The organism is Burkholderia lata, assembly GCF_000012945.1.
Taxonomy (GTDB): domain Bacteria; phylum Pseudomonadota; class Gammaproteobacteria; order Burkholderiales; family Burkholderiaceae; genus Burkholderia; species Burkholderia lata.
Genome location: NC_007510.1, coordinates 2101629 through 2120432 on the forward strand (window position 1 = coordinate 2101629; position 18804 = coordinate 2120432).

Annotated in this window: 18 protein-coding genes; 5 read left to right on the top strand and 13 right to left on the bottom strand. The window is 67.1% G+C overall.

Annotated features, from left to right (window positions below; genetic code table 11):
* Nucleotides 1-2: 2 nt before the first annotated feature.
* From BCEP18194_RS15380 to BCEP18194_RS15400, 5 genes are all read right to left on the bottom strand, one after another.
* Nucleotides 3-1064, bottom strand: a complete 1062-nt coding sequence (locus BCEP18194_RS15380; RefSeq protein ID WP_011352214.1) for an asparagine synthase-related protein — start codon at nucleotides 1062-1064, stop codon at nucleotides 3-5.
* Entirely contained in the window at nucleotides 1061-1939 is an 879-nt protein-coding gene (locus tag BCEP18194_RS15385; RefSeq protein ID WP_041492858.1) for a 4Fe-4S cluster-binding domain-containing protein, read from the bottom strand. The genes BCEP18194_RS15380 and BCEP18194_RS15385 overlap by 4 nt, the downstream gene beginning before the upstream one ends.
* A gap of 1 nt (nucleotide 1940) precedes the next feature.
* Nucleotides 1941-2933, bottom strand: coding sequence for a phosphotransferase enzyme family protein (locus BCEP18194_RS15390; RefSeq protein WP_011352216.1), 993 nt, complete (start codon nucleotides 2931-2933; stop codon nucleotides 1941-1943).
* Nucleotides 2934-3683 (bottom strand): FkbM family methyltransferase, encoded by a 750-nt coding sequence (locus BCEP18194_RS15395; RefSeq protein ID WP_011352217.1) that lies wholly within the window; start codon nucleotides 3681-3683, stop codon nucleotides 2934-2936. It lies immediately after the preceding gene.
* Between the two features lie 244 nt (nucleotides 3684-3927).
* On the bottom strand, nucleotides 3928-5520 hold the full coding sequence (locus BCEP18194_RS15400; protein ID WP_011352218.1) for an ABC-F family ATPase: 1593 nt from the start codon (nucleotides 5518-5520) through the stop codon (nucleotides 3928-3930).
* A 171-nt stretch (nucleotides 5521-5691) separates the two neighbouring features.
* Here BCEP18194_RS15400 and BCEP18194_RS15405 point away from each other — a divergent pair, with 171 nt between their 5' ends.
* Nucleotides 5692-6144 carry a lipocalin-like domain-containing protein gene (locus tag BCEP18194_RS15405; protein WP_011352219.1) on the top strand — a complete coding sequence of 151 codons (453 nt, stop codon included), beginning with the start codon at nucleotides 5692-5694 and terminating at the stop codon, nucleotides 6142-6144.
* A gap of 5 nt (nucleotides 6145-6149) precedes the next feature.
* On the opposite strand, the gene BCEP18194_RS15410 is transcribed toward BCEP18194_RS15405, so the two are convergent.
* Nucleotides 6150-8444 carry an AsmA family protein gene (locus BCEP18194_RS15410; protein WP_011352220.1) on the bottom strand — a complete coding sequence of 765 codons (2295 nt, stop codon included), beginning with the start codon at nucleotides 8442-8444 and terminating at the stop codon, nucleotides 6150-6152.
* A 152-nt stretch (nucleotides 8445-8596) separates the two neighbouring features.
* Here BCEP18194_RS15410 and BCEP18194_RS15415 point away from each other — a divergent pair, with 152 nt between their 5' ends.
* Nucleotides 8597-9298, top strand: coding sequence for an ABC transporter ATP-binding protein (locus BCEP18194_RS15415; RefSeq protein WP_011352221.1), 702 nt, complete (start codon nucleotides 8597-8599; stop codon nucleotides 9296-9298).
* Nucleotides 9295-10098 (top strand): ABC transporter permease, encoded by an 804-nt coding sequence (locus tag BCEP18194_RS15420; RefSeq protein ID WP_011352222.1) that lies wholly within the window; start codon nucleotides 9295-9297, stop codon nucleotides 10096-10098. Before BCEP18194_RS15415 ends, BCEP18194_RS15420 begins: the two co-directional genes overlap by 4 nt.
* Nucleotides 10099-10139: 41 nt before the next feature.
* On the opposite strand, the gene BCEP18194_RS15425 is transcribed toward BCEP18194_RS15420, so the two are convergent.
* From BCEP18194_RS15425 to BCEP18194_RS15435, 3 genes are all read right to left on the bottom strand, one after another.
* Nucleotides 10140-10613 (bottom strand): PliI family lysozyme inhibitor of I-type lysozyme, encoded by a 474-nt coding sequence (locus BCEP18194_RS15425; RefSeq protein ID WP_011352223.1) that lies wholly within the window; start codon nucleotides 10611-10613, stop codon nucleotides 10140-10142.
* 254 nt (nucleotides 10614-10867) lie between these two features.
* Complete coding sequence (locus tag BCEP18194_RS15430) at nucleotides 10868-11419, bottom strand: DUF6013 family protein (protein WP_011352224.1); 552 nt, start codon at nucleotides 11417-11419, stop codon at nucleotides 10868-10870.
* A 159-nt stretch (nucleotides 11420-11578) separates the two neighbouring features.
* Nucleotides 11579-12595, bottom strand: a complete 1017-nt coding sequence (locus tag BCEP18194_RS15435; protein ID WP_011352225.1) for a zinc-binding alcohol dehydrogenase family protein — start codon at nucleotides 12593-12595, stop codon at nucleotides 11579-11581.
* A 122-nt stretch (nucleotides 12596-12717) separates the two neighbouring features.
* On the opposite strand from BCEP18194_RS15435, the gene BCEP18194_RS15440 reads away from it, so the two are divergent.
* Together BCEP18194_RS15440 and serB are read left to right on the top strand one after the other, a co-directional pair.
* Nucleotides 12718-13659 (top strand): LysR family transcriptional regulator, encoded by a 942-nt coding sequence (locus BCEP18194_RS15440; RefSeq protein ID WP_011352226.1) that lies wholly within the window; start codon nucleotides 12718-12720, stop codon nucleotides 13657-13659.
* A 167-nt stretch (nucleotides 13660-13826) separates the two neighbouring features.
* Nucleotides 13827-14672, top strand: a complete 846-nt coding sequence (gene serB, locus BCEP18194_RS15445; RefSeq protein ID WP_011352227.1) for a phosphoserine phosphatase SerB — start codon at nucleotides 13827-13829, stop codon at nucleotides 14670-14672.
* An 87-nt stretch (nucleotides 14673-14759) separates the two neighbouring features.
* On the opposite strand, the gene BCEP18194_RS15450 is transcribed toward serB, so the two are convergent.
* From BCEP18194_RS15450 to BCEP18194_RS15465, 4 genes are all read right to left on the bottom strand, one after another.
* Entirely contained in the window at nucleotides 14760-15941 is a 1182-nt protein-coding gene (locus tag BCEP18194_RS15450) for a cystathionine beta-lyase (protein ID WP_011352228.1), read from the bottom strand.
* A 113-nt stretch (nucleotides 15942-16054) separates the two neighbouring features.
* Nucleotides 16055-16597 (bottom strand): hypothetical protein, encoded by a 543-nt coding sequence (locus tag BCEP18194_RS15455; protein WP_011352229.1) that lies wholly within the window; start codon nucleotides 16595-16597, stop codon nucleotides 16055-16057.
* Between the two features lie 18 nt (nucleotides 16598-16615).
* Nucleotides 16616-17806 (bottom strand): beta-ketothiolase BktB, encoded by a 1191-nt coding sequence (gene bktB / locus BCEP18194_RS15460; RefSeq protein ID WP_011352230.1) that lies wholly within the window; start codon nucleotides 17804-17806, stop codon nucleotides 16616-16618.
* A gap of 69 nt (nucleotides 17807-17875) precedes the next feature.
* The gene (locus BCEP18194_RS15465) at nucleotides 17876-18802 is read right to left on the bottom strand and encodes a sugar kinase (RefSeq protein ID WP_011352231.1); all 927 of its coding nucleotides are present in this window, start codon (nucleotides 18800-18802) and stop codon (nucleotides 17876-17878) included.
* Nucleotides 18803-18804: the final 2 nt, after the last annotated feature.

Sequence of the window (18804 nt, forward strand, 5' to 3'; positions counted from 1 at the left end):
ACTCAGGTTGGGCGATGCGCGGCATCGAGGTGGTCGAAATGATCGAGGATCAGCGACAGCGTCGTCCACAGCACGCGTTCGTTGTCCGTCTGCAGCGTGGGTGTGGCCAGGCCGAGCTTGCCGGCCAGCGCGTGTGTGCGGTCGCGGTCGAGCAGCGCCGCGAGGTCCATCGCCGGGGCGAGCCGCCCGCGCTTGGGGCCGTGCACGAGCCGGTCCGGCAGGTTCAAGCGTGCACCGAGATCGCGCAGGCATTGCTTGTCCGGATCGGGCGCGATGCTCGTCAGATGCGCGACGACGGCCGCGTCGACGAACGGCGGATGCAGGTCGACCGACGCCGCGTCGAACAGCGCATGGCACAGCGGCAGATAGTTGGCCGACTGGTCGCGGCGCAGCACCTGGTCCGCGCCGTCGCCGGTGATGGCCACCTCGACGCCGTCCGCGGCCATCGCCTCGGCGAGCAGCAGCTTCGCGACCGGATGCAGGTTGAACATCGGCTCCTCGACCGCATGCGTCGTTCTCGGCAGCGCCGCGACGAAATCGGCCTCGTTCGCGCGCACGATCTTCACGTTCGCCTGCATCTGCGCGGCCAGTTCGAGTGCGGCATCGCGTTCGCAATAGTCGGGCATGTCGGTCACGAGGACGTAGGACGTCACGTGCCGCTGCGCGCCGAGTTCGCGCAACAACGCGAGCAGCAGCGCCGAATCGAGCCCGCCGCTCAGCGCCAGCGCGACGCGCCTGCCGCTGTCGAGCGCACGTTGCAGCGACGCGCTCAGCACGGTTTCCAGATCGGCATGCTGCGGCCGCTCGGGTGCCGGCTGCACGGTCAGCCCCTGCGGCGAACGAATCAGCGCATGACCGGGCGGCACCGCGCGCACGTCGCGCAACACGGTGCGGCCGACCAGCCGCTCGCCGTTCAGGTAGCCCGCGATGGCCGCCGCGTCCGGCTCGCCGGCCGGTTGCCCCGACGCGTGCAGGACGGCCCCGATACCGGACGCCGTCGCACCGCTGCGCGGATGGTAGTGAAGCCGGTCGAAGCCGAACAGGTCGCGCGTGCCGACGATCATGGATAACGAGGCTTCAAGGAGTCCACTTCAATGCGTTTGAGGATGCGATGCGGCGCCACCGGCGCGCTGCCGCCCTGGCAATGCAGGCACGCTTCGAGCGGCGCCTCGCGTTGCAGATAGGCGAGCATTGCGTCGAGCATGGCGGTGTCGTTACGCAACGGCAGGCCGTCGGATTGAAAATCCTTCTCGCCCTTGTAGAGCGTATGGAAATGCGCCGGACGCGTGCAGGTGTAGAACATGCCGTCGCGAATCATATGGCAGCGCTCGCGGATCCAGCAATCGTGATAAAGGCGCTGCGCTTCGTCGCGATCGGTTCCGGGCTCTACGCGATTCATCGTCGTGAACACGTCCTGCACCTTCCAGTTCAGGCGCACGTCGAAGCGTGCGGCCTGGCGCTCGATGTGCGCGACCAGATCGGGCGACAGCGACGGCTTCGGATAGCGCGAGATCGTCAGCGCATCCACCGCCTGCCAGAACGCGCACGTCATCTCGCCGAGCTTCAGGCCGTTCGTCGTGACGGAGATCACGGGCGCGATGCCCGTGGCGCGCACGCGCTGGACGAGTTCGACGAGCGCAGGATGCAGCAGCGGTTCGCCGCCGACCAGCTTGAACATCCGCGGGCGCAACACCTTCGCGGCCATGCGCAGATCGGCTTCGAGCGATTCGGGGCTCGCGTACCACTCGGGCAGCAGCGGCGACAGCGAGCAGCATTCCGCGCAGGTCAGGTTGCAGTGATCGACGATATGCGCTTCCAGCGAGCGCGTCAGCACGCGCCCGTCTTCGACGCGGTAATCGCGATCCAGCGGCGGCGGAAACACATGCTGCCGATCGGCCGGCGGCGACGGATTCGAAGTCCGGTTCAGATTCGCATTCACTTCAGCGTCCTGCTTCCATGCAACGGGAAAAGAAATCGACGAGACGATCGCGCGCATCCACCATCGCGGACGCCATCGTCACCGCACCGTTCAGATGCGATGCAAAGCGCGAAGGGTCGTCGAGCCAGCCTTGCACGATCCAGAGCTTGAGCGCGTGCTGCAGACACGCGGCATCGACCGCCCATGCAATGCGTGCGGGATCGATCCGTCGGGTCCGCCGATAGGCCAGCACGAACGCTTCCGCCAGGTGCGGCGCCTCCAGCGGCAGATGGTTCAGGCAACGCACCAGTTCGTACTCGCGCGGCGCGCCGATCGACGCTTCCCAGTCGAGGATGAGCGGCGGCAGCGTGCCCGTGAACAGGTAGTTGAACTGGTTGTAGTCGTTGTGGATCGGGTACTGCGGATCGTCGGCCGGAAACGCGTTGATGCTGCCCGGATAGTAGCGGTCGAGCATGCGCAGTGCGAGATCGACATAGCGGCGCAGGTTTTCGGCGCTGTGGTTCGAGCGGGCGCGATCCAGTGCGTCGAGCAGACTGCGGCGCACCGCGTCCGCGTTGATCGCGGTCAGCCGTGCGCGGATCGTTTCGACTTCGGGCAAATGCAGCTGCTCGAGGCTCAGATGCAACGCCCCCAGACTCGCGCCGAGTGCATCCCATTCGGCCGGCGAAAACGTGTCGTAGGTTCTGAACTGCCCGGTTTCCCAGCGCGTCAACATCGCGTGGGCATTTGCCCCCGTCCACAGCGGTTCACCGGTTGCCGTACGTTTCAACGCCTGCACATGGAAACGCGTATCGCCGTGCGTCTCGAAGTGCGCGAGCACGGCAGCTTCCTTGGCCGCACGCGCGTGATGCCCGCTCGCGTAGAGCTTGACCGCTACGCCGCCGTCATCGGTCGGCAGGTGCCACACGCGTTCGCCGACCTGGCGCGGCGGCCCGCTGCGGCCCAGCGCATAGGCATCGCGGATCTCGTCGAAGGTCGTGGCGAGCGAGTCCATTCAGATGTGCTCGGCCGGCCCGTATCGATACGGATGGCCGGTCAGGAAGGTGTTGTTCCCGACGTAGCGCACCTTGTACATCGCCGGGCGGAACAGCACCGAGGGAGCGTTGTTCGCGATGCCGAGCAGCGGATACAGGTCCTGCCGCACGAAGAACGCGTTGTTGCCCATGTCGTCGCAGCAGACGAGTTCATAGCCCTTCTGCCTGCCGAGATGGACGAGCGATTCGAGGCTCGCGCCGTAATAGGTCGAGCCGTCCCATTCGTGGTCGGGGTTGAAGCACATGACCCAACGCTCGGGCGGCGTGTAGTACGGGTTGTATTCGATCACGACGATGCGCGGCTGGAATGCCTGCAAGCCGCGCCACACCCAGTAGTCGTTGCCGTCGATGTCGATCGACAGGAGGTCGAAGTCGGCCGGCGTGTTCGCATCGGCGAGCAATGTGTCGATCGTGTCGGGCTGAACGCGATCGTGGTGCAGACTCACGCGCTCCGCTCCCGCGTAGTGGGCGGCAAGCTTGCCGAAGCGGTACGCGCTGCCTTCCACCAGCACGCCGGACCATTCCTGTTCGCGCAGCAACCGCGCGGTGTTGCTGTTGCGCAGGCCGTCGCTTGCGCCGATATCGACGCAGAAGCGGTTGGTCGGCGCGATCCGCTCCATCAGGCGTGCCAGGATGCCCTCCTCAGTGCCCTGCGCATACAGGCTTGGCGCAAGGCCGGACAGGTCGAGCGGGAAAGGATGGTCCTGCATCGAGGGGGCGGCTCCGGGTCGGAATTCAGGGTGGTATTTGGAGCGTAATTTACCCGAAGTCGAATGACGAAAGGAAACGGGAATGCGCGGCACGCCCGTGCTTCATCGGCACGGAAATGAAAAAGCCCGCATCGACAATACTGTCGATGCGGGCTCGATGCCTTTCTGGCTGCTTCGCGTTGCTATACGCCCAGGCTTCGTACCATTGCCTGGCCGCAACACATGAACGGAAGCGTCAGGACAATTACTCCTGCCCCTGACTTGTCAGGAACTCCTCGTAATTGCCACCGAAGTCGAACAGCGTGCCATCCGTACGCACTTCGATAATCCGGTTCGCCAGCCCGCTCACGAACTCACGGTCGTGCGAAACAAAGATCAACGTGCCTTCGAACTGCTCGAGCGCGATCTGCAGCGACTCGATCGACTCCATGTCCATGTGGTTGGTCGGCTCGTCCATCAGCAGCACGTTGTGGCGGCCGAGCATCAGCTTGCCCCAGATCATGCGGCCCTTCTCGCCGCCCGACAGCACCTTTACCGACTTCTTGATGTCGTCCGACGAGAACAGCAGGCGGCCCAGCGTGCCGCGCACCATCGTTTCGTCGTCGCCGTCCTTGCGGTACTGGTCGATCCAGTCCATCAGCGTGATGTCGTTCGGGAACTCCTCGTACGTGTCCTGCGGCATGTAGCCGACATTCGCGTTCTCCGACCACTTCACCGTGCCGTGCTCGAGTGCGAGCGCGCCGAGCAGCGAACGCAGCAGCGTCGTCTTGCCCGCGCCGTTCTCGCCGATGATCGCAATGCGCTCACCCGGCTGCACCGACAGGTTGAAGTTCTGGAAGATCGTGCGCTCGTACTTCTTCGTGATGTCTTCAGCCACGACCGCGACGTTGTGCAGCTTCTTCTCGAACTCGAAACGAATGAACGGGTTCTGGCGCGACGACGGCTTGAATTCCTCGATCTTGATCTTGTCGATCTGCTTCGCACGGCTGGTCGCCTGACGGGCCTTCGACTTGTTCGCCGAGAAGCGGCGCACGAAGTCCTGCAGTTCGGCGACACGTTCCTTTGCACGCGTGTTCGCCGCGGCCTGGCGCTCACGCGCCTGTGCCGATGCGAGCATGTAGTCGTCGTAGTTGCCCGGCCAGACCTTCAGCGTGCCGAAGTCCATGTCGGCCATGTGCGTGCACACCGCGTTCAGGAAGTGACGATCGTGCGAGATGATGATCATCGTCGAGTTGTACTCGTTGAGCGTGTGCTCGAGCCAACGAATCGAGTTGATGTCGAGGTTGTTGGTCGGTTCGTCGAGCAGCAGCACGTCCGGCTTCGAGAACAGCGCCTGCGCGAGCAGCACGCGCAGCTTCCAGCCCGGCGCGACGTCGCTCATCGTGCCGGTGTGGAATTTCTCCTCGATGCCGATGCCGAGCAGCAGCGCGCCCGCGCGCGCTTCGGCGTCGTAGCCGCCGTATTCGGCGAACTTGCCTTCGAGCTCGGCGGCGTGCATGTAATCGTCGTCGGTGGCTTCCGGGTTCGCGTAGATCGCGTCACGCTCGGTCATGGCGGCCCACATCTCGGTGTGGCCCATCATCACGACGTCGAGCACGCGCACGTCTTCGTACGCGAACTGGTCCTGGCGCAGCTTGCCGAGACGCACGTTCGGCTCCAGCGCGACGTTGCCGGCGCTCGACTCGAGGTCGCCGCCGAGGATCTTCATGAACGTCGACTTGCCACAGCCGTTCGCGCCGATCAGACCATAGCGGTTGCCCTCGCCGAATTTGACCGAGATATTCTCGAACAAGGGCTTCGGCCCGAATTGCATCGTGATGTTGGCAGTAGAAAGCACGGCAGGTCCCGTTAAAGGATAAATCGACGGAAAACCGTGTATTTTAGCAGGTGTCGGAGAAACTGCCGACCATGCCGTTCCGCCGGCGCATTTCAGGCTCCGTTGGCCCGCCGCCCTGTGGCCCGCCAACACGACGGCACGCGCCCCACCGCCGCCTCACCGGAATCCCGCATGCTTGCCAGCCAGCTTCGCGAACAACTCGTCGGCGCGTGGCGCCTCGTGTCCTACGAAGTCCGCCCCTGCGACGGCAGCGCGGCCGCCTATCCGCTCGGTCGCGACGTGCGCGGCTGGCTGCTCTATACGCGGGACGGCTACATGTCCGCCCAGCTGATGGCCGCCGGCCGGCCGGCCTACGCGATCGGCGACCCGCACCACGGCGCCGACGACACATGCGCGGCGGCCGCGCGCGGCTACATCGCCTATTCGGGCCCCTTTCAGGTTGCCGACGACGGCACACTGACTCACGAAATGGACGTCAGCCTGCTGCCGAACTGGGTCGGCAACATCCAGCAGCGCATCGCCGTGCTCGACGGCGATCGCCTGCAGCTCGGCCCCGCGGCACCGGTCCGGATCGGCGGCCGGGAGGTCGAAGTCCTGCTGCTCTGGGCGCGCGCGGGCCGCTGACGCCGTCACTTGCCGACTTTCGCCGCCGCCCGCTGTGCCGCCTTCGCATTCATCTGACCGAACAGCTCCGAGCACGGCACATCGCGGTTGTTGCTCGGCGCGATCAGCGGAATCAACGCCGCGAACGGGTTGATCAGCCCGAGGCCGACCATCGCGCCGGCGCGCAACGCAAGTGCGCCCGCATCGACGCCGACGTCCGGATTCTTGAACGTGCCCTTCGCATACAGCGGCGAGCGCAGCGAGAAGATCCGGAAACCCTTCGTGTGCGGGTGGATCTTCAGGTTCAGCGTTTCGTCGCGCAGGCTGATCGGGCCGTCGACGTTGATCAGCGCGTCGTCCGTATCAAGCGCGAAGACCTTCGGGTCGAGAATGCCGTTGGTCGCGACGAAGTCGATCGCCGCGCAGTTGATCTTCACGTCGTTGTTGCCGAACAGCTTCTCGTAGACGACGTTCGCGACGTTCAGCCCCGCCGCTTCCATCAGCAGGCGGCTGATGCGGCCGTCCGTCACGAGTGCCTTCACTTCGCCGGTCGACGTCGCGGCCAGCGCGGCCGGCGAGTTGCCGGTCGCCGACAGCGACGCATCGCCGTTGATCTCGCCGAGCGCCGACTGCATGACCTTCTGCGCCGGGAACAGCTGCTTGAGCTTCAGGTGCCGCGCCGCCACCGTGAAGCGGCCCTTCAGCGGCGCACCGCTGCCGTCGAGATGCGCGGTCGTTGCGAGTGTGCCGCCCGCGACACCGAACTGCAGCGGCTCGAGCGACAGCACGCCGTCCGTCATCACGATGTGCGTGTACAGGTTGGTGATCGGCAGGTCCGAACTCTTGACCAGCTTGCGGCCCGTGAACTTGACGTCCGCGTCGAGTGCGCGCCAGCGGTCGGTGCGGAACGTCTCGACCGGCAGCACGCGGCTCGACGGCTGTTTCGTCGTGTCGCCGCGCTTGGCTTTGCTCGCGGCCGTATCCGCGCCGATCACCGGCGCGAGATCGGAGAACTGCAGCAGGTTCGACACGAGCTCGCCCGACAGCTTCGGCCGCGGCTCGCGCTGCTCGTAGGCAAGCGTGCCGCCGAGATCGCTGCCGCCGACGCGGCCGTTGAAGTTCTCGTAGCGGAACGTGCTGGCCTTGCGCTTGAAGTTGCCGATCAGCCGGCCTTCCGTCGCGTAAGGCGGCGTATCGGGCAGCGTGATGCCGGTCAGCTGGTAAAGGTGCGACATCGACGTGCCCTGCAACCACAGCCGCAGGTCGATGGCCGCGAGATGCATCGGATCGGTCAGCGTGCCGACGATCGCGAGCCGCGTGTCGCCGGCCTTCACATCGGCCTGCAACGGGAACGGCTGCGACGCGTCCTGGATCGCGAGCACACCTCCCAGCTTGCCGGTGCCGCTGATCGGTACATTCTTGTAGCGGCCGTCGACTTTCAGCCCGAACGCATAGGTCGGGCCGGACGGCTTCGCGGGCGCCGCGACGCTGCTTGCGCCGCTTGCACCAGACGCGGCAGCAGCCGATGCCGAAGCGGTGGACGAAGAAGACGAAGCCGACACCACGGCAGACGCGGCCGAAGCCCCCGTTGCCGACGCCGCACTCGCAGCCTGCGCAGCGGAAGCGCTCGACGCGGCCTCCGCGTTGGCCTTCGCGCTCAACTGCGCAGCACCGTGCTTGCCGACACGCTGCGCCGATGCCGCGCGCGACGTCTGCTCCTGCTCCTTCAGCACGTCGCCGAGCGGAATCGGCTGCCCGAGCGTATCGATCGCGACGCTCAGGTCGGCCTTCGTGATTGCGTCGCGATACGTGACGGTGCCCTTCGCGAAGCCGAAGCTGTCGAGCCGCACCTTCCACGGCGACGGCTGCGACGATTGCTTGAACTGGAAGGTCCACGTGTTGCGGCCGTCGGCCAGCCGCTCGAGATCGACGGCCGGATTCACGACGTCGATCGACGGAATCACGATTTCATGCGCGAGCAGCGGCAGGATCGCGAGATCGAAGTGCGCAGCATCGAGCGTGACGAACTTGGGTGTCTTCGCCCAGTCGGGGTTGCCGATCTCGAGCTGCGTGGCCGTCAAGCTCGGCCAGGGCACCCAGGCGCGCCAGCCAGTTTCGCCGTCGGGGCGGCGCCAGCCGACCTTCAGGTCGCCGTTGATCGCGAACGGGCGGCCGAGTGCGGCCGTGACCTGTTCGTTGACCCACGGCTTCGCGCGATTCCAGTCGAAGGCGAAGAGAAAGACGCCGGCCGCCGCGATGAGCACCGCGACGATACCGACGATCCATGCAGCCGATTTGCCGATGGCTCGGGTTAGCGTCATGGCGGTTCCGTTGTTGTTCTGAAATGTAGCCGCACCATGCCGGGCCGCGTGCGTGGACGAACGGCGCACGACACCCGCGGCTTTTCAATCGGTATTATGACGCACGCCATGGTGACGTTTCGGCGCCATTAACGCTTTTTTTCATTTGTGACATGACAGCCCCCACCGGCCTCATCGATGCAGAGCGCATCACGCGTCGCGATGCCAGCAGCGGCAAGACCCTGCTCGCCCCGACCGATTTCACCCTCGCTGCGGGATCGCGAATTGCTATCACCGGGCCATCCGGGTCGGGCAAGAGCGTGCTGCTGCGCGCGCTCGCGCTGCTCGATCCGCTCGACGGCGGCCACATCCTGTGGCGCGGCAACCGGATCCGGCGCAATGCGATCCCGCGTTACCGGCGCAGCGTCGCCTATGTACGCCAACGCCCCGCGCAGATGGACGGCACCGTCGAATCGCAGTTGCGCTATCCGTATTCGCTCGCGATCTATCGCGACGTTGCGTTCGATCGCGCGCGCGCCGAAGCGCTCGCCGCGCAGGCCGGCCGCGGCCCCGACTTTCTCGACAAGCGCGCAAGCGACCTGTCGGGCGGCGAAGCACAGATCGCCGCGCTACTACGCGTGCTGCAACTCGATCCCGATGTATTGCTGCTCGACGAGCCGACGTCCGCGCTTGACCCCGAATCGGCGCGCGCGATCGAGGCGCTCGTCGGCGCATGGTTCGACGCGGCGCCCGACGCCCGCGCGTACATGTGGATCTCGCACGATCCGGCCCAGGCCGCGCGGATCGGCACGATGCGGCTCGTGATGCAGGCCGGCGTGATGCACGTTGCCAAGCCGACGGAGGCAACGCAATGAGCCCCACACTGCAGGACCTGAGCCTCGTCGACGTCGGCATCGCCGCCGCGCTCGTCGCGGTCAACGGCGCGATCTCGATGGCCCTGTCGCTCGGCCTCGGCCGCAAGCTCGCGCTCGCGGCCGTGCGCACCGTCGTGCAGTTGCTCGCGATCGGCTACGTGCTCGGCTGGGTATTCGGCCATCCTCACTGGTACGTCGTGCTGCCGCTCACCGCACTGATGACGCTGATCGCCGGTTTCGCCGGCGCGGGGCGCGGCAAGCGCACGTATCGCGGCCAGCGCATCGACAGCATTGCGTCGATCTGGTTCAGCAGCTGGTTCGTCGCGGCGGTCGGCCTGTTCGTCGTGATCCGCATCCATCCGTGGTACGCACCGCAATACGCGATTCCGATCCTCGGGATGATTCTCGGCAATACGCTCACGGGCGTGTCGCTCGGCGTCGAACGGATGATGGAAGAACTCACGGCGCGCCGCGACCGTGTCGAGACCGCACTCGCGCTCGGCGCGACGCGCTGGGAAGCCGCGCAGGACGCCGCACGCCAGGCCGTGCGCGCCGGCATGCTGCCGACGCTGAACCAGATGGCCGTCGTCGGCGTCGTGAGCCTGCCGGGGATGATGACGGGCCAGGTGCTGGCCGGCCAATCGCCGCTGCAGGCCGTGCGTTACCAGATCGTGATCATGTTCCTGATTGCCGCGGCCTCCGCGCTCGGCACGGTCGGCGCGGTGCTGATGACCTATCGCCGGCTGTTCTCGCCCGATCACCGCTTTCTCGCAGCGCGGCTCGAAGAACGCGCGCACTGACATGCCGCGTCACCGCGCGATGCATTCGCGCGGTTCGCCAGTCAGCGCACGCTGCGGCGCTTGCCGAGCGCCTGCCGCAACGCGGCCGCGATGTCCGCGTCCGGCGCGAGCCCTTCGACCGACGCGACGAGCCGCACCGCGCGCGGCGTCGTCACATAGGCCTGCGCGCCGACGTAGCCGCCGCTGCCGGCCGAGCGCGTCGTCACGACGAGCGCCTGCGGCGCGCGTGCACCGAGGTCGGCCGTGAATGTATCGGTGACCGTACCATCACGCGCATGCAGCACGCCCGTCACGTAATCGTCGGCATCGAAGCCGGGGGCGGCATGCGCGGTCGAATACACGCGCACCGCGTAGCTGCCGGTCGAGCACGGTTCGAGCGCCCCGCTCGACACGACTGCCACCTGCTGCCGCGACGGCAGCTCGACTTTTTTCACGAAACCGCAGTCGTCGGCCGCGTGCGCGTGCGCGGCGACGAATGCAATGGCACACAGCAACGCGCGCATTCGGCATTTCATCGGGATGTCGTGACAGGAAGGTGATGATGCGGGCGAGCATAGCGTGACATTCGCATGACGTCACGCGGTCCACCACGCGACGGTGCTGCACGTCGAACGGCTGCTGCCGTGCCGTTGCAGCAACACGGTTCCGTGCTGCTGATCGCGAGAAGGCACCATGACGGCGACACGATACGATCACGTGCCGCCGGGCCCGCCCGCGCGTCGAATCCGTTGCGCGCGCACCGGCTCCGACGCCGGTCCGCGCGCGCCGCTCAGCGCTTGATCGACACCGTCACCTTCGAGCCATCGCTCATCGTGACGGACTTCGACCCGCCGTTGGTCGGGATCGACACCCACTTCACCTGGCTCACCGACACGACGTCCGGACACTGCAGCGACTTGCCGCCGGCCGTCACGCTGCGCGTGCCCTTCGGCGCGGCCGCCTGGAAGCTCATCTGCACGTTGGCGATCCCCTTCGCGTCGATCGACGGCGCAAGCCGCACCTGGGTCTGGCGCACCATCGCGCCGTTCTCGTCGCGCGGCAGGCTGTCGGCGTTCGGGCACCCGTCGGGCATCGCGACCGCACCGCTCGGCGGCACCGACTTCCAGTTGAAGTCGTCCGTCTCGCCCGAGCGGATCTTGCGGGTCTCCTGCGTATTGCCGAAGGTCTTCGAATCGACCTTGACGGTGTATTCGAGCTGTCCGGTACCGCCGCCTTTCAGGCTGCCCTTGACCGGCGGCGCCGCGAATACGCTCGCGCTGACGCACGCCGCCGCGAACACGACCGACCACGATGCGGCGACTGACAAGCTGCGTTGGCTCATGCTGACCTCCTTGGTATGCGGCGGCACGCGCGTGCCGCGCGGTTTTCGATGCATGATGCGCTGCCAGTCTACCGCCAAGCGGCATGCAATGTGCCGCAAACGCATCGGGTGTTACCCCGCTTGCGTTCGCGGCACCGCAACCTTACGCGCGATGCCGGCTCAGAAGCCGCTCAGCACGAGCTTGCCGATCGAACGCCCGGCCTCGAGCAACTGGTGCGCGCGCCGCACGTTCGCGGCATTGATCGTGCCGAGCTGCTCGCCGAGCGTGGTGCGCAGCGTGCCGCCATCGACGAGCCGCGCGACTTCGCCGAGGATCCGGTGCTGCTCGATCATGTCCGGCGTCTCGAACATTGCACGCGTAAACATGAATTCCCAGTGAAACGCGGCACTCTTCGCCTTCAGCAGTTCGACCGGCACCGGCTTGTCGTTCTCGACGATCGTGCAAATGCCGCCCTGCGGCCGGATTACCTCCGCTGCGGCAGGAAAGTGACGATCCGTGTCGTTGAAAATCAGCACGTAGTCGACGTTCGGATGCCCGGCCTCGCGCAACTGCGCAGGCAGGTCGCCGAAATGGTCGACCACCGCGTCGGCACCCAGCGAGCGCACCCAGTCGGCCGACGCCGGCCGCGACGCGGTGGCGATCACGTGCAGCTTGCCGAGCGTCTTCGCGAGCTGGATCGCGATCGAGCCCACGCCACCCGCGCCGCCGATGATCAGCACCGACTTGCCGGCGTCCGCGCCCTGCGGCGACACGTGCAGCCGGTCGAACAGCGCTTCCCACGCGGTCAGCGCCGTGAGCGGCAGCGCGGCGGCGGCGGCGAAATCGAGCGTGCGCGGCTTCAGCGCGGCGATCCGCTCGTCGACCGTATGAAATTCGCTGTTCGCACCCGGCCGCGTGATGCTGCCCGCGTAGAACACCTCGTCGCCGGGCCGGAACAGCGTCACGTCGGCGCCGACCGCGACCACCGTGCCGGCCGCATCCCAGCCGAGCACGCGCGGCGTGTCCTCGACCTGCGGCTTCGGCGCGCGCACCTTGAAGTCCACCGGGTTCACGGAAATCGCCTCGACCTTCACGAGCAGGTCGCGCGGGCCCGGCACAGGCTGCGGCAGCTCCACGTCGAGCAGCGCTTGCGGGTCGTCGATCGGCAGATAACGGGTCAGTCCAACGGCTTTCATCACGACACTCCTTCAGGAAATCCTGTGGGCCGCGGCGCAGCCCCATGAACGTCATCGTAAGCAACCCGATCATTCGAGAAAACCGCTATATTTCCTGAAACATTTTCAGGATTTTCAGAATAATGGCCTCCGATCCGATTCCGGCCCCCGACAAGCCGCTCGACCTGCTCGACGTCGCGCTGTTCGTGCGCGCGGCGCTGCTTGCGAACGTCACCGCGGCCGGGCGCGAGTTCGGCGTGTCGGCCGCGGTCGCGAGCGCACGCATCGCGCAGCTCGAGCGCCAGCTCGGTGCGCGGCTGCTGCACCGCACCACGCGCCGCATCAGCCTGACGCAGGACGGCGAAGTCTTCATGGCGCACGCCGATACGCTGCTGTCGGCCGCCGACGCCGCGCGCGCGTCGGTCGGCCACGGCCGCACCGAGCCGTATGGGCGGCTGAAGGTGTCGATGTCGTCGTCGTTCGGCCGTCAGCATGTCGCGCCGGTGATTCCCGCGTTCCTGCGCCGCTATCCGTCCGTATCACTCGACCTGCGGCTGTCGGACGAGATCGTCGACCTCGTCGACGACGGCTACGACGTCGCGATCCGCCTCGGCGCGCTGAAGGATTCGACGCTCGTCGCGCGCAAGCTCGCCGCAAACCGCCGCGTGCTGTGCTGCTCGCCCGCGTATCTCGCCGAACACGGCACGCCGCGCCATCCGGCCGACCTCGCGCAGCACGAATGCGTGATCCTCGGCGACCAGCGCGACTGGTCGTTCACCACGCCGCAAGGCCCGCTCACGGTGCGGGTCGGCGGCCGGCTCGTCGCGAGCAACGGCGAGGCGATCCGCGAAGCGCTCGTCGACGGCTTCGGGATCGCGATCAAGTCGACCTGGGACGTCGGCCCGCTGCTCGCGAGCGGCGCGCTCGTCACGGTGCTCGACGACTATCCGTTCGCGGAAGACATCGCGATCTGGGCCGTCTACCCGAGCCGCGCGCACGTTCCGCTGAAGACGCTCGCCTTCATCGCGTTCATGGCCGAGCATTTCGGCGATCCACCGTACTGGGATCGCGCGGACGAGCCATGACCGCGGCGCCGCGCGCGGTTTCGCTTCGCCCCTGACCGCCGCGTGCGGCCAACCGGCTACAATGGCGCGTTCGCCACGCAAGGGCCCGACGCCGGACGGGGCCCGCATCGGCAGGCGGCTGCCCGTTGGCCGCATACGCATTTCATTCGCCTCCCAACCATCCCGTCATGACCCACAACCTCGTCATCCAGAGTCTTGCGCCGCTGTCGGACGCCCATCACAAACCGCTGCTCGCGCTGTCGCGCGGCACCCGCATCGTGCAGACCGACGATCACGCGCTGCGGATCGACAACGCGAACCCGGCGCAGCGCCTCGATATCGATGCGTACTGCGGCACGCACGCGCTCGACTTCGCGTTCGTCGAGGCCGGCCTCTCGCTCGGCGATTTCGGGCTCGCCGTGATGGACATGGATTCGACGCTGATCACGATCGAGTGCATCGACGAGATCGCCGATTTCTGCGGGCTGAAAACGCAGGTCGCCGAGATCACCGAAGCGTCGATGCGCGGCGAGATCCGCGACTTCAACGAAAGCCTCACGCGCCGCGTCGCGCTGCTGGCCGGGCTCGACGCGCACGCGCTCGAACGCGTGTACGAGGAGCGGCTGCAACTGACGCCGGGCGCCGAGAAAATGCTCGCCGGCGTGAAGGCTGCCGGCATGAAGACGCTGCTCGTGTCGGGCGGCTTCACGTTCTTCACCGAGCGACTGAAGACACGCCTCGGCCTCGACTACGCGCATGCGAACACGCTCGAGATCGTCGACGGCAAGCTGACCGGCAAGGTGCTCGGCGAGATCGTGAACGCCGACGTGAAGGCGCGCCTGCTGCGCGAGACGTGCGCGTCGCTCGGCCTCGAGCCGCGCCGTGCGATCGCGATGGGCGACGGGTCGAACGACCTGAAGATGATGGCCGAAGCCGGGCTGTCGGTCGCGTACCACGCGAAGCCCGTCGTACGCGACGCGGCGACGGTCGCGTTCGATCATGTCGGCCTCGACGGGCTGCTGCGCCTGTTCTGATCCTGCAGAATCCGAAATGAAAAACGCCGGTGCGATGCAACATCGCGCCGGCGTTTTGTTTTTCCGCGGAGCCTTCGCGGCCTGCGATCAGCCGAGTACGTCCTGCATCGCGCGCTCGATGTCCGCGCGCAAGTCGGCTTCGTCTTCCAGGCCGACATAGAAACGCACCAGCGTGCCGCGATGCGGCCAGTCCGGACGCATCGACGCGACGTCGTAAGGCATCGCGAGGCTGCACGCGCCGCCCCAGCTCCAGCCGATCGCGAACAGTTCGAGCGACTCGACGAAGCGGTCGATCTGCTCCGCGCTGTAGCGCTCGTCGAACACCACCGAGAACAGCCCGCCCGCGCCGGTGAAATCACGCATGAACGACGCGTGCCCCGGGCAATCGGCGATCTGCGGGTGCAGGACCGCCGCGATCTCCGGCCGCGCCTTCAGCCATTGCGCAAGCGCGAGCGCGCTCTTGCTGTGCGCGTCGAAACGCACCTGCATGCTCGGCAGGCTGCGCAGCACGAGCGAGCAATCGTCGACCGACACGCCGACGCCGCAGCGCATCCGTGCGAGCTTCAGCTTCGCGTGCAGTTCCGCGTTCGCGGTGATCGTCGCGCCCATCAGCACGTCGCTGCCGCCCGACTGGTACTTGGTCAGCGCCTGCACCGAGATGTCGACGCCGTGTTCGAACGGCTTGAACGCGAGCCCGGCCGAGAACGTGTTGTCGATGGCGGTGACGATGCCGCGCGCCTTCGCGGCCGCCGCGATCGCCTGCACGTCCGGCACTTCCATCGTCACCGAGCCCGGCGCTTCGATCCAGATCAGCCGCGTGTTCGGCTGGATCAGGTCGGCAATGCCGGCGCCGATCAACGGATCGTAGAAGCGCGCGGTGATGCCGAAATCCTTCGCGAGCCAGTTGCCGAAATCGGCGTTCGGCCCGTACACGTTGTGCGGAATCAGCACGTCGTCGCCGGCTTTCACGATCCCGAAGTAGACGTTCATGATGGCCGCGAGACCCGACGGCTGCAGCAGCGCATGCGTGCCGCCCTCGATCTCGGCGAGCCGCTGCGCAAGCGCGAGCGACGTCGGCGTCGCATGCAGGCCGTAGCGCCACTGGTTGTCGTTGTGCCAGACGAGCGCACGCATCGTCGCGAGATCGGGGAACACGACCGTCGACGCGCGCGCGACCGGCGGCACGAACGAACGGAAGCCTTCCGGGATCACGTCGTCGGGTTGAACGATGCGGGTTTGCAGCGCGCGCTTGGGAGTGGATGCAGTCATGACAGGAAGCCCGGCACGAGGCCGTTCGGTTGCGGAATATGCAGCTAGATTAGCCAAAATCGGCGCAATTGGCCCGGTACAATGCGCGCCGCGCGCACCGAGCCAGCGCGGGTTCAGTCGTCGGTGCGCAGGTTGACGACACCGCCCACCGTCTCGATTTCCTGCACGCGGCCGTCGCGCACCTGCAGCGCCGCGCGCTTGCCCGGCGCAAGACGCAGCACGACGGGCTGCGGATCCGACTCGTCCGAATTCATCCGGTCGGCCTTCAGGTCGCCCGTCGCGTCGAAGCGGCCGATCCACACGCCCGTGATGTTCGTGCCGTCGTTCGATTCCTCGATCTCGAGCGTGTCGCCGTCGCGATCGCCCGCGAGCAGCACGACCTCGCCCGTATCGGCGAACTGGTATTCGCCGTGCACGCCTTCCTCGTCCGTCTTCGGGCCGAGATGCACGACGATCGGCCGGTCGCCGAGCGTGCCTTCGTAGCGCGGCAGGCGGGCGAACTCGGGATTCGGCTTCAGCGGCCGCGCCATGGCCGGTTCATCCTGCTGCACGCCCGGCGCGACGGCCTGCGCCGCGACTACGCCCGGCATCGTCATGCCCGCCGCCAGCGCGCCCGCGACGACGAGCGCCCGTTGCCATTGCGAATATCGACCCACCTTGTGTTGCTCCTTGCTTCAGATTCGCTCGAAAATCGCGGCGATGCCTTGCCCGCCGCCAATGCACATCGTGACGAGCGCATATCGGCCGCCGACGCGCTGCAGTTCGTACAGCGCCTTGACAGTGATCAGCGCGCCCGTCGCGCCGATCGGGTGGCCGAGCGAAATGCCGGACCCGTTCGGATTCACCTTTGCCGGGTCGAGACCCAGTTCCTGCGTCACCGCGCATGCCTGCGCGGCGAACGCCTCGTTTGCCTCGATCACGTCGAGATCGGCCACCGTCAGCCCCGCACGCGCGAGCACTTTCTGCGTCGCCGGCACGGGGCCGATCCCCATGTAGGCCGGATCGACGCCCGCGTGCGCATACGCAACGAGGCGCGCGAGCGGCTGCGCACCGCGCTGCTCGGCAACGCTGCGCTCCATCAGCAGCACGGCAGCCGCCGCATCGTTGATGCCCGACGCGTTGCCGGCCGTCACCGTGCCGTTCTCCTTCACGAATACGGGCCGCAGCTTCGAGAAATCCTCCAGGCTCGCATCGTGGCGCACGTGCTCGTCGTGATCGAACACGACCGGCGTGCCCTTCTTCGAGCCGATCAGCTCGACCGGCAGGATCTGGTCCTTGAAGTAACCGGCCTTCGCCGCATGCGACGCGCGGCGGTGCGATTCGAGCGCGAGCGCATCCTGCGCGTCGCGTGAAATGCCGTACTTCGCCGCAACGTTCTCGGCCGTCACGCCCATGTGGATCGTCTGGAACGGATCGTTCAGCGCGCCGACCATCATGTCGACTGCGCGCATGTCGCCCATGCGCTGCCCGAAGCGCGCGGCCGGGATCGAATACGGCGCGCGGCTCATGTTCTCCGCGCCGCCTGCGATCGCGATGTCCGCATCGCCGAGCAGCACGCCCTGCGCGGCCGACACGATCGCCTGCAGGCCCGAGCCGCACAGCCGGTTCACCGTGAGCGCCGGCGCGTGCTGCGCGACGCCGCCGTCGATCGCGGCGACGCGCGCGAGATACATGTCCCTCGGCTCCGTGTGCACGACGTTGCCGAACACCACGTGGCCAACCTCGTCGCCCGACACCTGCGCGCGCTTCAGCACTTCGCGCACGACCTGCGCGCCGAGCGCGGTCGGCGCAATGTCCTTCAGGCTGCCGCCGAAATCGCCGATCGCGGTACGCACGCCGCTCACCACCACCACTTCACGTTGCATGTCGCCTCCTCATCCTTCTGATCGAATGAATCGTTCGTGCGGTGCCGTGGCCGGCGTGCGCATGCCGCGTCAGCCTTGCATCAGGCGCTCCACCGCATCGCGGTGCGGAATCGGCGCGACCGCGCCGTAGCCCGTCGTCGACAGGGCCGCCGCGGCGTTCGCATAGCGCGCTGCCGCGAACGGATCGTCGCCCGCGACGATCCGCGCGACGAAGGCTCCGCCGAAGCAGTCGCCCGCGCCCGTCGCATCGACAGCCTCGACCGCGAAGCCCGGCACGACGCGCCGCTCGTTCGGCGTTGCCACGTAAGCACCTTCCTTGCCGAGCTTCAGCGCGACGACCTGCGGCCCGTGTTCGAGCATCGCGTCGACGATCGCGTCGCGATCGTTCGCGCCCGTGAGTGCCGTCACGTCATCCCAGCTGGGCAGGCAGATGTCCGTCTGGCGCAGTGCTTCGCGCATCACCGCGCGGGCGCGCGGCAGCGGCCACAGCTTCAGGCGCAGGTTCGTGTCGAAGCTGACCTTCGCACCGTTGCGGCGCGCATGGTCGATCCCCGCGAACGCGGCATCGCACGCAGCCGTGCTGATCGCGAGGCTGATGCCCGACAGGTGCACGGCCTTCGCGGCGGCCAGCGCGTCGAGCGGCAGGTCGCCCACCGCATAGCGGCTCGCCGCCGAGCCCGCACGCAGGTAGTCGAACTGGTGACCGTCGGCGCCGTGCGTGACGAAATACACGCCGGTCGGCGCGCTGCGGTCGACCCGCACGTATGTCGTGTCGACCTGCTCCGCGCGCCACATGTCGGCCAGCAGGCGGCCGAACGGATCGTCGCCGATCGCCGACACGAAGCCCGTCGACGCGCCCTGGCGCGCCGCGGCGATGCAGAAGTTCGACGTGTCGCCGCCGAAGCCCTGCAGGAATTCAGGCCGGCCCGGCTGCGACTGGTTGAATTCGATCATCGCCTCGCCGAGCGCGAGGATCTCCGGAAATGCCGCGGTCATCG